Raw genomic sequence first — 13,302 nt, 5'->3', positions numbered from 1 at the left:
CCGGGCGTCACCCGGGCCGTGTTGATGCCGTGGGAGCCGGTCGATCGGTGCGCGTCACGCCGCCGCGCGGCCGTGGCGGCCTTCCTGGACCTCCTCGATGATCTTGGCCGAGAAGGCGTCGAGATCGCCCGGGTTGCGGCTGGTCACGATGCCCTTGTCGGTGACCACGGGCAGGTCGTGCCACTCGGCGCCGGCATTGATCACGTCGGTCTTGATCGAGGCGAAGGACGTCATCTTGCGGCCCTTGGCGGCGCCGACCTCGACCAGCAGCCAGGGCGCGTGGCAGATCGCGGCGACGACCTTGCCGCTCGACAGGAAGCTGCGCAGGATCTCCAGCGCCTTCGGTTCGAGGCGCAGCTTGTCGGGATTGATCTGGCCGCCGGGGAGCACCAGGGCGTCGTAGGCTCCCGGATCGATGCTCTCGAGATCGGCGTCGACCGTCACCGGCCGGCCCCAATCGGTCTCGTCCCAGCCGCGGATGCTGTCCGGCGTCCGGCGGGATTTCGGCGCCGCCACGGTCACCTGCGCGCCGGCCTGCGCGAGCTTGGCCTTCGGTACTTCGAGCTCGGACTGCTCGAAGCCGTCGGTCGCCATGATGAGGATCTTCGCCTGCGTGATGCTCGGCATCGGGCCTTCTCCAGGGGAGTATGAGATGCCCTGGCAACACCCTCGGGTCAGGCCGGTTCCGGTGCCCTGACGCCACGGAACTGCGCCGCGCCGGGCGGTTTAAGTCTCATATCTCCAACCCGAGAGGAGGCACGACATGGCCAATCCAGGCCTACCCGGCCACGAGCCGACCCCCGGCGGCGGCATCCCGGGCGACATCCCGCCGCCGGTCGCCCCCGACGAGCTGCCCGATACCGGCCCGACCGGGCCGCGCTCGCCCTATCCGGTGAACGATCCGGGCATCACCGACCCGACAGGGCCGGGCTCCGAGCCGGACTACCTTCCGGGCGGGCCGACCAACCCGGGCACGCGGTTCTGAACGGCGAAGGGCGCCCGCCGGGGCGCCCTTTTCCGCATCATCGCCGTCCGTCACTGCCCGCCATCAATGCCCGCCATGCGAGCTGCGCACGTCGCGCGGCGCGCTCAGGATCTCGTTGAGGCTGGTGGCGACGTGCCGCGCCTCCTCGTCGGTGAGGCGGAGCTGGAACGGCGGCAGCCCGCCGGCCTGGAGCGCCACCACCGCCTGGCCCTGTTCGTCGGTGCCGACCTCGATCGCCGGGGAGGTCACGTCCAGCATCGCCGCGTCCTCGTCGCCGAGCTCGTCCGCATCGGCCTCGTCCGGCTCGTGCATGACCGTGAGAAGCTGGCCCACCGCGCGCACGAGAGCGCGGGCCGCGCTGGCATCCATGATGACCGCGGTGGCCTGGTCGTCCTTCTGGAACGAGAGTTGGATGTTGGAACCTTCGAGGGAAACCGAGATACCCGCCATGGAGCGTCCGACACTGTACGATGTCGTCCGTATATGGGAGCAATCTGCCGGAGGCGACAGGGAATTCCGCGCAAGGCCGGCCCGCGCGGCCCGAAACGCCTCGGCCCCGTCGGCGTTGACCCGCATCGGGCGGGCATTCGAGCGCCCGCGGACGAGCGGATGACGCGATGGCCACCCACAAGACCACCGAGGCCCAGAAGGGCACGATCGCCCGGGTGATGCACGAGTTCAAGGAAGGCGAGCTGGAGCGACGCGACGGCGAGCCGGTGACGGACCGCAAACAGGCGATCGCCATCGCGCTGCGCGAAGCCGGCGCCTCGAACCAGGAGAGCCCGGCCGACAACCGGGCGAATTTCCGCCGCACCCGGGCCAAGGAGCGCGACACGCGGTCTCATGCCACCCGCGCCGCCCTCTACGACGAGGCCAGGCGCCGCGACATCAAGGGCCGCTCGCGCATGACCCGCAGCGAACTGGAACACGCCCTCAACCGTTGAGCGGCTTCATTCCCGGAGAGCCCGCATGAGTTCGAAGCAGCCGAAGACCACGACGCCGACCGATGCCGACCTGAAGGGCAATCCCGGCATCAGTACCTCGAAGGGCATGACCATGTCCGGCGGCGACCCCGAGGACCTGGCCGGGGCCAATACCGACGAGGGCGACGTGGCGAACGACACCACGCCGCAGGGCGGCGTCGACCCCAACCAGCGCGGGCGCACCAACCGCTGACACGTGTCCCGTGCATCGAACATGAAACCCTGCCTTGTTCCGGACAGACTGGGTCCCTACATGGGTCTCAGCGGCAACGGGCGGGCAGCCCCGGGCGATGGCCCCGCAGGCGCTTTTCGAAGCCCCGCGAATACGAGCCCCCTCCCGAACCATTGGCGCCGTCGCGCCGCGCCGTGCTCGCCCCGAGGGCGGCCCGCTGCGACTTCTAACGAGACGAGGACGACCGCGTGAATACTGGTACTGTCAAGTGGTTCAACGACCAGAAGGGCTTCGGCTTCATCCAGCCGGATAACGGGGGCAAGGACGTCTTCGTCCACATCTCCGCGGTGGAGCGGGCTGGCCTGCGCGGCCTCGTCGAGGGCCAGAAGGTCTCCTACGAGCTGCAGGCCGACCGGCGCGACAGCACGAAGATGTCGGCCGTGAACCTGCAGGTCGCCTAAGGGCGACCCTCGGCCAGGGTTAACGTGATCTTAATCGATTGCCGGTTAAGGTTACGGAACCTCGGCCGCATTGGAGCGTTATGAGCCTGCGGGCTCATGACACGCTCCGCCGGCGGCCGCTCGGCCGCCTGCCACGCACAGTCGCTCTCTCCCGAGAGCGCCGCAACGATAGAAGAAAAGACATCATGTTGTTCGAGTTCACCCGGCGCGACGGCGCGCCGACCGTCTTCAACGACGGTTCTACTTTCCATGTCGACCAGATCAGCCGTTTCGGCGAGGGCGGCTCCACTGACGTGAGCCACCTGATCGACAAGAGCTACGGCTATCACTCCTCCCGCGAGCTGCGCTGGCACCTCGCCGAGCGCTTCGGCCTGACGCCGAACGCCGTGGCCCTGCGCGAAGCTCACTAAAGCTTTCGCGGGTCTCAACGACCGCCGTCACCGTACGAGGCGGGCCGCGCGCGAGCGCGGACCCGCCTTTGTCGTGTCTGGTCCCCTGACGACCGGCGACCGACGGCCGCCCGGGGCCTCTCCTCAGGCCAGCCGCAGCAATCCCGCCAAGGCCGCCACGTCCCCCGGATTGCCCGACAGCAGGGCGTCGATCTCGCCGTTGGCGAGGGCCCGGACGTGCCGGCAATCGGGCCGGAAGCGCGCTCCGGCGCAGGAGCAGCGCAGGCGCGGGCCGTCGCGGCTCTCGACGAGCCGCACGTCGTAGGGCGTGCCGGTGCTGCCCCGGACGACGAAATGCAGGAGCGGCGCGCGGGTGCGGCTCGGTGCCACGCCGCGCAGGGCCCGGGCGGCGATCCCGTCCGGCGCGCGTGCCCCCTCCCCGGCCCGCTCGCGGGCGAGGCCCATGCGGCGGGCGAGGCTGGCGATGTCCGGCGCGCCCGCCTCCCGCACCACCGCAAGCGCGATCTCCGCGCAGGCATAGGCATCCTCGCCGGCATCGTGGTGGCGAAAGGTCACGCCGACCCGCGCGGCGAGCGCCGAGAGCCGGTAGGTTCCCTGCCCCTGCCCGCCCTCCCCCGGCCAGTGCCGGCGGGCGAGCTGCACGGTGCAGAGCGAGGTATAGGCCGGTTGCGGCAGGCCGTAGGCCTGGAGCGTCGCGGCGAGCACCCCGACATCGAAGCTCGCATTATGCGCGAGCACCAGGCTCCCGGCGATCTCCGGCAGGAACGGCGCCATCGCCTCGGGAAAGGACGGCGCCCCCGCCACGTCCCGCGGCCGGATGCCGTGGACCCGGATGTTGCCGGGGGAGAAGCGCATCTCCGCCGGCCGGATCAGCCGCGATTCCCGCCGCACCACCCGGCCGCCCTCGATCCAGGCGAGGCCGACGGCGCAGGGGCTGTCGCGGCGCTCGTTGGCGGTCTCGAAATCGATCGCGAGGGTGCGGGGGCTGGTCATGCCCCGCTTGTCCCCGCGACGGCGCCGGAATTCAAGCGCTCGCCACCATCGCCAGCCACTCGTCTTCCGAGACCACCTTGACCCCGTGCTTCTCGGCATCCTTGAGCTTGCTGCCCGCGCCCGGCCCGGCCACCACCAGGTCGGTCTTGGCCGAGACCGAGCCCGAGACCTTGGCGCCGAGGCGCTCGGCCGTCGCCTTGGCCTCGCTGCGGGTCATCTTTTCCAGTGTGCCGGTGAACACCACGGTCTTGCCGCTGAAGGCCGCGGCCTGCGCCGGGGCCGCCGCCCGCTCGGTCTCGACCTCGGCGAGCAGGGCCTCCACCGCCGCGACGTTGTGCTCCTCCGAGAAGAACTGGATCAGCGAGGCGGTGGTGACCGCGCCGATCTCGCCGTCATCGGCGAGCGCCCGGTAGGCGTCGCCGGGGACCTGCGCCGCCGCCCGCTCCACCGCCGCCCGCACGCCCGCGGAATCGCCGTAGGCCTCGACCAGGGAGTCGCGTTGCGGCGCCGACAGACGCGCCACCGCGCCGCCGGCCAGGAGGTCGACCTCCGGCGTCTTCGCCGCGTCCAGCAACCGGTCGCGGGTGGTGGCGCCGACGCGGTCGAGGCTGGCGAGCGCGATCCAGTCCGGCCCCGGCTGGCAGGCGGCCGCCGCGGCGACGCCCGCCATCAGGGCCGGCATGTCCGGAAAATGCTTGGCGAGCGCCTTGGCGGTGGCCTCGCCGACCTGCTCGATGCCCAAAGCGAAGATGAACCGGTTGAGCGGGATTTTCCGGCGCGCCTCGACCCCGGCGAGCAGGTTCTTGATCGCCTTGTCCTCGTCGTCCTTCTTCTTGGCCGCCTTCTTGATCTCCTTGCCGGCGGCGAGCGCACGCTCGGCCGAGAGCGCCTGGCGCCGCGCCACCACGGCGGCCTTCAGGGGCTCGAAATCGAGGCGGAACAGGTCGGCGGGCTGGCGTACCAGGCCGGCCTCGAACAGGGTCTCGATATAGGTCTCGCCGAACCCCTCGATGTCGAAGGCGTTGCGCGACACGAAGTGCTTCAGCCGCTCCTGCCCCTGCGCCGGGCAGATCAGGCCGCCGGTGCAGCGGCGCACCGCGTCGAGCTTGCCCGTGCGCGGGTTGAGGCCGCGCACCGCGTGGCTGCCGCAGGCCGGGCAGGTCTCGGGGAAGCGGTAGGGCACGGCATCCGTCGGCCGGCGTTCCAGCACCACGTCGGCGACCTTCGGGATCACGTCGCCGGCGCGCAGGACCACCACCGTGTCGCCGACGCGCACGTCCGACCCCTGCGCCAGGTCGGCGTCGTCCCGCAGGGTCTGGCCTTTCCAGACCGCGACGCCGCTGCGGATCGGGTTGCCGTCGGCATCGACGCCGTGGACGTAATCCTCGTTGTGGAGCGTCGCGTTCGACACCACCACGCCGCCGACCGTCACCGGCTTGAGGCGCGCCAGCGGGTTGAGCGAGCCGGTGCGCCCGACATTGATGTCGATCGCCTCGACGACGGTGGTGGCGCGCTGGGCCGGGAACTTGTGGGCCAGCGCCCAGCGCGGCGCGCGGGCGACGAAGCCGAGGCGGCGCTGGAGCGCGAAGGCGTCGACCTTGTAGACGACGCCGTCGATGTCGTAGCCGAGATCGGCCCGTCTCGCCTCGATCATCCGGTAATGCGCCAGCATCGCGACCGCGTCCGCGCACAGGACCGTCAGCGGGTTCACCGGCAGGCCCCACTCGCGAAACGCCTCGATCATCTCGAACTGCGAATCGGCCGGCTGGTCCGACATCTCGCCGGCCGCATAGGCGAAGAAGCGCAAGGGGCGCGAGGCGGTGATGCCCGCATCGAGCTGGCGCAGCGAGCCGGCGGCGGCGTTGCGCGGATTGGCGAAGAGCGGCTTGCCGGCCGCCTCCTGGCGGGCGTTGATGCCGGCGAAATCGGCATGCGACAGGTAGACCTCGCCGCGGACCTCGCACACCTCCGGCCAGCCCCCGCCCGCCAGCTGCTCCGGAATTTCCTTGATGGTCCGCACGTTGGCGGTCACGTCCTCGCCGACCTCGCCGTCGCCCCGTGTCGCCGCGGTGACGAGGCGGCCGCCCTCGTAGCGCAGGGACAGGGACAGCCCGTCGATCTTCGGCTCGGCCGTGAAGGCGACCGGCTCACCGGCGGAGAGGCCGAGGAAGCGCTGCACCCGCTCGACGAAGTCGCCGATCTCCTCGTCCGAGAAGGCGTTGCCGAGGGAGAGCATCGGCACCGCGTGCCGCACCTTGGCGAACTTGTCCGACGCCTTGGCGCCGACGCTGGCCGAGGCCTCGCCGGTCCCGGCGAGATCGGGGAAGCGCGCCTCGATCGCCTCGAGCCGGCGTCGCAGGGCGTCGTACTCGGCATCCGAGATCGTCGGCGCATCCTCGCCGTGATAGCGCCGGTCGTGCTCCGCGATCTCGGCCGAGAGGGAGGCGTGGAGGCTCTGCGCGCTCTTCGGGTCGAGATCGTCGAGGGAGGGGTCGCGGGTGGGGGGCATGGACGCTCTTGCGCGAATAGACGATTGACGCGTGCGATACAGGATATGGGTTATGCAGATCCTGACGCTCGGCGCTTCAGCGGCGCGGCCTCACGGCGCACCCGATCCATCGTCCTGGTGAGGGTCTGATAGAAGGAAGACCACGGCGCTCCGCAGTGCCGGAAGCTCGTCCACGACGATGCCCCAGATGATGCGGTCGGACAGGCTATGGTACTCGTGCCGCAGCACGTTTCCGATGCCGCGGATCTTGCGCCAGGGAACTTCCGGTCGGCGTGCCTGAATGTCGACCGGCACCGCGCCGCTGGCCTCGGAGGTGATCTCGATGCCCGGTTGCACACCGTGTTTCAGCAACCGATCGCCGACGTCATCCGTGAGGTCTTTGCCTGCCGTCGCGCGTCGAGTGCCGTCGATGGCTGCAAGCCTGTCGTCGAGTGCGTGGCGGAATTCGCGCGGAGCCATCAAAAAACCTTCACCGCGGACCGCTCGATGCGCTCCCGTAACCGCGGATGCAGGCTGTCGCGGGTGGTCGCGTCGACCTCGGTTCCCAGCCGATCCTCAAGGAAGAGCTTGATGCCGACGAGGTCGAGACCGTTGAAGCGGCTCTCGGGATCGTCATCGATGAACAGGTCGAGGTCGCTGTCGGGCCGGGCGTCATCTCGGGCGGTCGATCCGAACAGATCGAGCGACGTGGCGCCCATGGCCCGCACGCTGTCGGCCTGCGCCGTGAGCTGGATGATGGCTTCGCCGCGAGTCATGCGCGCATGATACCGCGCGGTCCGGCGCGAGGCCACAGGTCGCGAGCGGGGGCGCTCAGGCCAGAGCCTCCCGCCTCCCCATCAGCCGCGCCTTCCACCCCAAGGCCGGCCGCTCGACGAAGCGCCAGGACAGGGCCGCGACCGCGAGGGTGAGGACGAGCGACGGCCCGAGCAGCAGCCAGGCGGAGGCCGTGGGAAACAGCGCGTGCAGGCTCTGCTGCACCGGCCAGCCGTAGAGATAGCTGCCGTAGGAGAGGTCCGCCCGCGGGTCGAGGGCCGGGTGGCGGATCGGGAGGCCGAGGCCGAGGCAGAGCACGCCATAGGCCTCCGCGAGGAAGAGCGCGGGCGGGTAGAGGGCGGTGCCGTGCAGGAGGCCGGCGAGGGCCAGCAGCGCCAGCGCCAGCGGCCAGCTCAGGCGGGCGCGGTCGGCGTAGAGGAAGAGGGCCGCGCCGGCGGAGAAGATCAGCGGCAGCCGCAAGGCGGTTTCGAGGGCCTTCGGCATCTCGCCGCCCCGCAGGCCGGCGAGGGCGAGGGCCACCGCGAGGCCGGCGACGAGCAGGAGGCCGAGCCGGCGCCGGCGCAGAGCTCCGACAAGCCCCGCCGCCAGCAGGCCGCCATAGCACAGGACCTCGTATTTCAGGGTCCAGACCGTGCCCATCGGGAAGCGGAACGGGTTCTCGGAGAAGACCCCCGGCAGGGCGGCGTTGCTCTTGAAGGTGGTGAGCGTGCCCTGGATGAACCGCCACAGGCCCGGATCGCCCCAATAGGCGGGAAGGCTGACGGTCGTCATCACGCTGCCGAGGCCGAGGGCCACGACGAGCGTCGCCGCCGCCAGCCCGGGGACGATGCGCAACGCCCGCGCGACGACGTAGTCGCGGGAGCCGCGGCGCATCAGGCTCATGGTGACGAGGAAGCCCGACACGGCGAAGAAGCCGTTCACCGCGTGCTCGCCCAAGGTGTAGCCGGTGAGGCGGGTGAGCGGCTCGTCGAGGATGGCGCCGGTGGTGACGCTGAAGGCGTGCGAGACCACGACGAGGAGCGCCAGCGCCAAGCGGACCGCCCCGAAGGCGTTGTGCGGCTGGCCGAGGCCGGCGGCGACCGTCACCATGCGCCGGCCCCCGGCTGCTCGGCCAATCCCTCCCGCGCCAGGGCGGTGCGGCCCTGCCGGGCCGCCCAGGCGCCGGCGACCGAGCCGCCGTAGCGCTCGATCCCGGAGCGCCGGAAGGACAGCGCGGACAGGAGCGCCTTGAACCCGTTGGTCGCCAGCATCGCGGCGGTCGGATCGGGCAGGCCGTATTTCCGCGCGACGTAGGATCGCGACCAGGCCTGGTGCCAGCGCGACCGGTGCACGCGGCCGCGCTCCGGCGCGCTCGACGCGCCGCGCCCGTGGAGCGCCACCGCGCCGTGGACGTGGACGAGTGCTCTGCCCGCATCGGCGATCCGGCGGCAGAGGTCGTCATCCTCGTAGAACAGGAAGATGTTGGGGTCGAAGCCGCCGAGCGACAGGAACAGGTCGCGGCGCACCATCAGGCAGGCGCCGGACAGGAACGGCGCGCAGGCATCGCCCTCGGGAAGATGACGCTTGCCGCGCGGATTGGTGAGGTAGGGCGCGAGCAGCGAGCGCGGCTGGTAGAAGAAGCGCCCGTCGGGCTCGACGATGCGGGGCGCGAACAGCCCCGCATCCGGATAGGCCTCGGCCGCCGCCAGAAGGGCGTCGGCCGCGCCCGGCTGAAGCTCGACGTCGGGGTTGACGATGAGCGCGTATTCCGCCCGCCCCGCCGCCCAGATCCCGGCATTGTTGGCCCGGCCGTAGCCCTCGTTGCGGGGGAGCCGCAGCACCCGCGCCCCGAGCGACGCGGCGAGGTCCGCCGAGCCGTCGCGGCTGGCATTGTCGACGACGAGGGCCGGGACGTGCTCGCGGGCGAGCGCGGCCAGGCAGGCCGGCAGCACGCCGGCACTGTCATGCGCGACGACGACCGCGACGAGACCGGGCACGTCCGCCGATCAGCCCTGCTTCTGCGGCAGGTTGAGGCGGATATGCAGCTCGCGCAGCTGCTTGGTGGTCACCTCCGAGGGCGCGCCCATCATCAGGTCCTCGGCGCGCTGGTTCATCGGGAACAGCACCACCTCGCGGATGTTCGGCTCGTTGCAGAGCAGCATCACGATGCGGTCGACGCCCGGCGCGATGCCGCCGTGCGGCGGCGCCCCCAGCTTCAGCGCGTTCAGCATGCCGCCGAACTTCGCCTCCAGAACCTCCTTCGGGTAGCCGGCGAGGCCGAAGGCCTTCTCCATCACCTCGGGACGGTGGTTGCGGATCGCGCCCGACGACAATTCGATGCCGTTGCAGACGATGTCGTACTGGAACGCCTTGATGCCGAGGATCGTCGCGTGGTCCTCCGGGTCGAGGGCCATGAAGGCGTCGTGGTCGAAATTCGGCATCGAGAACGGGTTGTGCGAGAAATCGACCCGCTTCTCGTCCTCGTTCCACTCGTACATCGGGAAGTCGGTGATCCAGCAGAAGGCGAACTGGTCCTTGTCGGACAGGTTCAGCTCGTCGCCGACGCGGATGCGGGCCTTGCCGGCGAGCCCCGCCGCCTTGGCCTCGGGGCCGGCGGAGAAGAACACCGCGTCGCCGGCCTTGAGGCCGGCCTTGGCGGCGATGGCTTTCTGAATCTCGAGCGGAATAAATTTTGCGATCGGGCCTTTGCCGACGATCGGTGCACCGCGTTGTGCTAGCTCCGCACGCATGTCTTCTGCTGATATCGGTCCCTCGCTGCTGTCGCGAACAACCGCATTTGCCTGTTCATAATCGAAAATTATGTAACCGAGGCCGGCTGCGCCCTCGGAGCGGGCCCAGTCATTGAGCTTATCGAAGAACGAGCGTGGCTGCCCGGCGGCACCAGGGGCAGGGATTGCCCGTACTACTCCGCCGGCCTTGATAACGCTCTTGAATGCCTTGAACTCGACTTCGTCGCGGGCGAAGTCCTCGGTCACGTCGGCGATGACCAGCGGGTTGCGCAGGTCCGGCTTGTCGACGCCGTATTTCAGCATCGCCTCGGCGTAAGGAATGCGCACGAAGCTCGGCGAGACCCGCTTGCCTTCGGCGAATTCCTCGAAGACCGAGCGCAGGACCGGCTCCACCGCCTGGAACACGTCTTCCTGGGTGACGAAGCTCATCTCGATGTCGAGCTGGTAGAACTCGCCCGGCGAGCGGTCGGCCCGGGCGTCCTCGTCGCGGAAGCAGGGCGCGATCTGGAAGTACCGGTCGAAGCCGGCGATCATCGTCAGCTGCTTGAATTGCTGCGGGGCCTGCGGCAGGGCGTAGAACTTGCCCGGATGCAGGCGCGACGGCACCAGGAAGTCGCGGGCGCCTTCCGGCGACGAGGCGGTGAGGATCGGCGTCTGGAACTCGAAGAACCCGCCCTCGCGCATCCGCCGGCGCAGCGAATCGATGATCGCCCCGCGGCGCATGATGTTGGCATGCAGCTTCTCGCGGCGCAGGTCGAGGAAGCGGTACTTGAGCCGCGTCTCCTCCGGATAGTCCTGGTCGCCGAAGACCGGCATCGGCAATTCGGCGGCGGCGCCCAGCACTTCGAGGTCGGTGATGTAGACCTCGACCGCGCCGGTCGGAAGCTCCGCGTTCTCGGTGCCGGCGGGCCGCTGGCGCACCCGCCCGTCGATCCGGATCACCCACTCGGAGCGCACCGCCTCCGCCGCCTTGAAGGCCGCGGAATCGGGATCGATCACGCATTGCGTGATGCCGTAATGGTCGCGCAGGTCGATGAACAGCACGCCGCCATGGTCGCGGACGCGGTGGCACCAGCCGGAGAGGCGGACGGTCGCGCCGACGTCGGACGGGCGGAGCGCCCCGCAGGTATGGGAACGATAGCGGTGCATGGGCGTGTCTTCGCTGTCCAGAGTCTGGGCTGTCTCGACCGGGCCGGCAGGCCGGGCGCGCGGGCGGTCGGCCCGCGCGCTAAAGCGTGCGGCACCCATTCGCGAAGGGGGGAGCGAAGTCAAGCGCGGGGCCTCGGCGCGGGTGCGTCCACGCTTGCGGAACAAACAATGAACAATTATATTATCCCCATGGACCAGCACAGCTTTTTCGGCTCCTTCGAGCCCCACCCCGATCCCTTGCCCGACACCCTGCCCGACCCGCCGCGGGACGTGCCCGCGGCGGGTCGGACGCCGCAACCGGAGGCCCGCGCCATGCCCGCCGACCATCACGATGCGTTCGTCGAGCGCCAATTCGTCGAGCGTCAAGAGGGCGCTTGGCGGGTGCTGCCGATCGAGGGCCGGTTCGAACTGGTCTACGAGGACGGCAACGGCGCCTGGAGCGTCCGCCGGCTGCAGGCGCACGAGCTCAAGATCGGCCCGGGCCGCGTGCTGGTCGGCGGCACCGACCGCGACCGGGACGGCTATCGCGGCTTTCGCGCCGACCGCATCCACCGCCTGACCGACCGGGACACCGGCGAGCGGGTGGAGCGCAACATCCTCGACTGGCTCACCCGCCGGGCGGAGGGAACGCGGCGGGCGAGGGCCAAGGCCAGCGCGGGCGCCCTGCGCCGGGCGGCGCGCCGGAGCGGGCCGCGGGCCGCGTGATTTCCGGTGATCACGCCGCCCAATCCCCATAACCCACGCTGACGGCGTCTCGCCCTCGGCGGCGCGCTCCGCTATAGCCGGACCTATGAAGCTGATTACTTCGACGGAAGAACTCGCCTCCGCCTGCGCGCGCTTCGCCACGCAACCCTTCGTGACCGTCGACACGGAGTTCATGCGCGAGACGACCTATTATCCGAAGCTGTGCCTGATCCAGATCGCGGCACCGGACGGGTCGACCGCGCTCGTCGATCCGCTGGCGCCCGACATCGACCTCGCGCCGTTCTTCGCGCTGATGGGCGACGAGCGGGTGCTGAAGGTCTTCCACTCGGCACGCCAGGATCTCGAGATCATCTGGCTGCTCGGCGGGCTCCTGCCCCAGCCCTTCTTCGACACGCAGGTCGCCGCGATGGTCTGCGGCTACGGCGATTCCGTCTCCTACGAGCAACTGGTCAACGACGTCGCCAAGGCGAAGATCGACAAGTCGTCGCGCTTCACCGACTGGTCGCGCCGCCCGCTCTCGGACGCGCAGCTGAGCTACGCCCTGTCGGACGTCACCCACCTGATCAAGGTCTACGAGGCCTTGGGGAGGGAACTCGTCGCCACCGACCGCGGCGCCTGGCTCGACGAGGAGATGGCGGTCCTCACCTCCCCCGACACCTACCGGGCCGATCCGGACCAGGCCTGGCGCCGCTTGAGCTCCCGGATGCGCAAGGCCCGCGAGATCGCGGTGCTGATGGAGGTGGCGGCCTGGCGCGAGCGCGAGGCGCAGACCCGCAACGTGCCGCGCGGGCGCATCCTGAAGGACGAGGCGGTGATCGACATCGCCACCTCCGCGCCGCGCAGCGTCGAGGCCCTGGGGCGGCTGCGCACGATTCCCGCCGGGTTCGAGCGCTCGCGCACCGGCGCCGACATCCTGGCCGCCGTCGAGCGCGGCCTGTCCCGCGAGCCCTCGACAGTGCCGGTGCCTGAGCGCGGCCGCGCCCGCAGCGGTGGCAACGGGGCGCTCGTCGAACTCCTCAAGGTGCTGCTGAAGGCGGTCTGCGAGGAGGAGCGCGTCGCGCCCAAGATCATCGCCACCGTGGACGACCTCGAGGCCCTGGCCGAGGACGACGCGGCCGACGTGCCGGTGCTGCACGGCTGGCGCCGCGGGCTGTTCGGCGAGAAGGCCCTGGCGCTCAAGTCCGGCCGCCTGGCGCTCTCGGCCGAGGGCGGGCGCGTGGTGGTGCGGGAGCTGCCGCAGGAGGCATAGGCTCGACCTCGGGGAGAGACACATGCGTGCCTCCCCCGGACGCCCGGAGCGACGAGACGCGTCTTTCTCGCTCGAGGGAAAGTCAAACAGCTTGCGCGTGATCGCTCAGGGCCTGCCTGACTGGTTCTCACTCGATTGACGCCCGCCCTGTCATTCCGGGCCCCGCTGCGCGGCCCCGGAATG

16 protein-coding genes are annotated in these 13,302 nt (G+C 70.5%); 7 read left to right on the top strand and 9 right to left on the bottom strand.

Going from position 1 to position 13,302, the window contains the following annotated elements; genetic code table 11:
• Positions 1–54: 54 nt before the first annotated feature.
• The gene (locus VQ03_RS22520) at positions 55–627 is read right to left on the bottom strand and encodes a type 1 glutamine amidotransferase domain-containing protein (RefSeq protein ID WP_048453143.1); all 573 of its coding nucleotides are present in this window, start codon (positions 625–627) and stop codon (positions 55–57) included.
• 136 nt (positions 628–763) lie between these two features.
• On the opposite strand from VQ03_RS22520, the gene VQ03_RS22515 reads away from it, so the two are divergent.
• Entirely contained in the window at positions 764–985 is a 222-nt protein-coding gene (locus tag VQ03_RS22515) for a hypothetical protein (RefSeq protein ID WP_048453142.1), read from the top strand.
• Between the two features lie 63 nt (positions 986–1,048).
• Here VQ03_RS22515 and VQ03_RS22510 read toward each other — a convergent pair whose 3' ends face one another.
• Entirely contained in the window at positions 1,049–1,435 is a 387-nt protein-coding gene (locus tag VQ03_RS22510; protein WP_048453141.1) for a hypothetical protein, read from the bottom strand.
• A 167-nt stretch (positions 1,436–1,602) separates the two neighbouring features.
• On the opposite strand from VQ03_RS22510, the gene VQ03_RS22505 reads away from it, so the two are divergent.
• From VQ03_RS22505 to VQ03_RS22490, 4 genes are all read left to right on the top strand, one after another.
• On the top strand, positions 1,603–1,929 hold the full coding sequence (locus VQ03_RS22505; RefSeq protein ID WP_048453140.1) for a DUF6496 domain-containing protein: 327 nt from the start codon (positions 1,603–1,605) through the stop codon (positions 1,927–1,929).
• A gap of 25 nt (positions 1,930–1,954) precedes the next feature.
• Complete coding sequence (locus VQ03_RS22500) at positions 1,955–2,161, top strand: hypothetical protein (RefSeq protein WP_048453139.1); 207 nt, start codon at positions 1,955–1,957, stop codon at positions 2,159–2,161.
• A 227-nt stretch (positions 2,162–2,388) separates the two neighbouring features.
• On the top strand, positions 2,389–2,601 hold the full coding sequence (locus VQ03_RS22495) for a cold-shock protein (protein ID WP_048429112.1): 213 nt from the start codon (positions 2,389–2,391) through the stop codon (positions 2,599–2,601).
• Between the two features lie 185 nt (positions 2,602–2,786).
• On the top strand, positions 2,787–3,011 hold the full coding sequence (locus tag VQ03_RS22490; protein ID WP_048453138.1) for a hypothetical protein: 225 nt from the start codon (positions 2,787–2,789) through the stop codon (positions 3,009–3,011).
• A 123-nt stretch (positions 3,012–3,134) separates the two neighbouring features.
• On the opposite strand, the gene VQ03_RS22485 is transcribed toward VQ03_RS22490, so the two are convergent.
• The 7 genes from VQ03_RS22485 to aspS all read right to left on the bottom strand — a co-directional run bounded on the left by VQ03_RS22485 (position 3,135) and on the right by aspS (position 11,165).
• Positions 3,135–4,004 carry a 3'-5' exonuclease gene (locus VQ03_RS22485; protein ID WP_048453137.1) on the bottom strand — a complete coding sequence of 290 codons (870 nt, stop codon included), beginning with the start codon at positions 4,002–4,004 and terminating at the stop codon, positions 3,135–3,137.
• Between the two features lie 31 nt (positions 4,005–4,035).
• Positions 4,036–6,513, bottom strand: a complete 2,478-nt coding sequence (ligA, locus tag VQ03_RS22480) for an NAD-dependent DNA ligase LigA (RefSeq protein ID WP_048453136.1) — start codon at positions 6,511–6,513, stop codon at positions 4,036–4,038.
• A 90-nt stretch (positions 6,514–6,603) separates the two neighbouring features.
• The gene (locus VQ03_RS22475; RefSeq protein ID WP_048453135.1) at positions 6,604–6,972 is read right to left on the bottom strand and encodes a HepT-like ribonuclease domain-containing protein; all 369 of its coding nucleotides are present in this window, start codon (positions 6,970–6,972) and stop codon (positions 6,604–6,606) included.
• Positions 6,972–7,268: a nucleotidyltransferase family protein gene (locus VQ03_RS22470; RefSeq protein ID WP_048453154.1), complete on the bottom strand. Its 297-nt coding sequence runs from the start codon at positions 7,266–7,268 to the stop codon at positions 6,972–6,974. The genes VQ03_RS22475 and VQ03_RS22470 overlap by 1 nt, the downstream gene beginning before the upstream one ends.
• 55 nt (positions 7,269–7,323) lie before the next feature.
• Positions 7,324–8,376: an acyltransferase family protein gene (locus tag VQ03_RS22465; RefSeq protein WP_048453134.1), complete on the bottom strand. Its 1,053-nt coding sequence runs from the start codon at positions 8,374–8,376 to the stop codon at positions 7,324–7,326.
• On the bottom strand, positions 8,370–9,263 hold the full coding sequence (locus tag VQ03_RS22460; protein ID WP_048453133.1) for a glycosyltransferase family 2 protein: 894 nt from the start codon (positions 9,261–9,263) through the stop codon (positions 8,370–8,372). Before VQ03_RS22460 ends, VQ03_RS22465 begins: the two co-directional genes overlap by 7 nt.
• A 9-nt stretch (positions 9,264–9,272) precedes the next feature.
• Positions 9,273–11,165 (bottom strand): aspartate--tRNA ligase, encoded by a 1,893-nt coding sequence (gene aspS, locus VQ03_RS22455; RefSeq protein ID WP_048453132.1) that lies wholly within the window; start codon positions 11,163–11,165, stop codon positions 9,273–9,275.
• A 312-nt stretch (positions 11,166–11,477) separates the two neighbouring features.
• Here aspS and VQ03_RS22450 point away from each other — a divergent pair, with 312 nt between their 5' ends.
• Positions 11,478–11,870: a hypothetical protein gene (locus VQ03_RS22450; protein ID WP_048453153.1), complete on the top strand. Its 393-nt coding sequence runs from the start codon at positions 11,478–11,480 to the stop codon at positions 11,868–11,870.
• 85 nt (positions 11,871–11,955) lie between these two features.
• A complete protein-coding gene (gene rnd / locus VQ03_RS22445; protein WP_048453131.1) occupies positions 11,956–13,119 on the top strand; it encodes a ribonuclease D in 1,164 nt (387 codons plus the stop codon).
• Positions 13,120–13,302: the final 183 nt, after the last annotated feature.

Origin of the sequence: Methylobacterium tarhaniae (assembly GCF_001043955.1) — a bacterium.
Lineage (GTDB): Bacteria > Pseudomonadota > Alphaproteobacteria > Rhizobiales > Beijerinckiaceae > Methylobacterium > Methylobacterium tarhaniae.
Note: the sequence above shows the minus strand (reverse complement) of the source record. Positions and strands in the feature narration are given on the sequence as shown.

Excerpts from the sequence above, each read along its gene's own strand:
- VQ03_RS22500 (WP_048453139.1), top strand. The coding sequence starts at position 1,955 with ATGAGTTCGAAGCAGCCGAAGACCACGACGCCGACCGATGCCGACCTG.
- VQ03_RS22470 (WP_048453154.1), bottom strand. The coding sequence starts at position 7,268 with ATGACTCGCGGCGAAGCCATCATCCAGCTCACGGCGCAGGCCGACAGC.
- rnd (WP_048453131.1), top strand. The coding sequence starts at position 11,956 with ATGAAGCTGATTACTTCGACGGAAGAACTCGCCTCCGCCTGCGCGCGC.
- ligA (WP_048453136.1), bottom strand. The coding sequence starts at position 6,513 with ATGCCCCCCACCCGCGACCCCTCCCTCGACGATCTCGACCCGAAGAGC.
- VQ03_RS22475 (WP_048453135.1), bottom strand. The coding sequence starts at position 6,972 with ATGGCTCCGCGCGAATTCCGCCACGCACTCGACGACAGGCTTGCAGCC.
- VQ03_RS22465 (WP_048453134.1), bottom strand. The coding sequence starts at position 8,376 with ATGGTGACGGTCGCCGCCGGCCTCGGCCAGCCGCACAACGCCTTCGGG.
- VQ03_RS22450 (WP_048453153.1), top strand. The coding sequence starts at position 11,478 with ATGCCCGCCGACCATCACGATGCGTTCGTCGAGCGCCAATTCGTCGAG.
- VQ03_RS22490 (WP_048453138.1), top strand. The coding sequence starts at position 2,787 with ATGTTGTTCGAGTTCACCCGGCGCGACGGCGCGCCGACCGTCTTCAAC.
- aspS (WP_048453132.1), bottom strand. The coding sequence starts at position 11,165 with ATGCACCGCTATCGTTCCCATACCTGCGGGGCGCTCCGCCCGTCCGAC.
- VQ03_RS22515 (WP_048453142.1), top strand. The coding sequence starts at position 764 with ATGGCCAATCCAGGCCTACCCGGCCACGAGCCGACCCCCGGCGGCGGC.
- VQ03_RS22520 (WP_048453143.1), bottom strand. The coding sequence starts at position 627 with ATGCCGAGCATCACGCAGGCGAAGATCCTCATCATGGCGACCGACGGC.
- VQ03_RS22510 (WP_048453141.1), bottom strand. The coding sequence starts at position 1,435 with ATGGCGGGTATCTCGGTTTCCCTCGAAGGTTCCAACATCCAACTCTCG.
- VQ03_RS22485 (WP_048453137.1), bottom strand. The coding sequence starts at position 4,004 with ATGACCAGCCCCCGCACCCTCGCGATCGATTTCGAGACCGCCAACGAG.
- VQ03_RS22505 (WP_048453140.1), top strand. The coding sequence starts at position 1,603 with ATGGCCACCCACAAGACCACCGAGGCCCAGAAGGGCACGATCGCCCGG.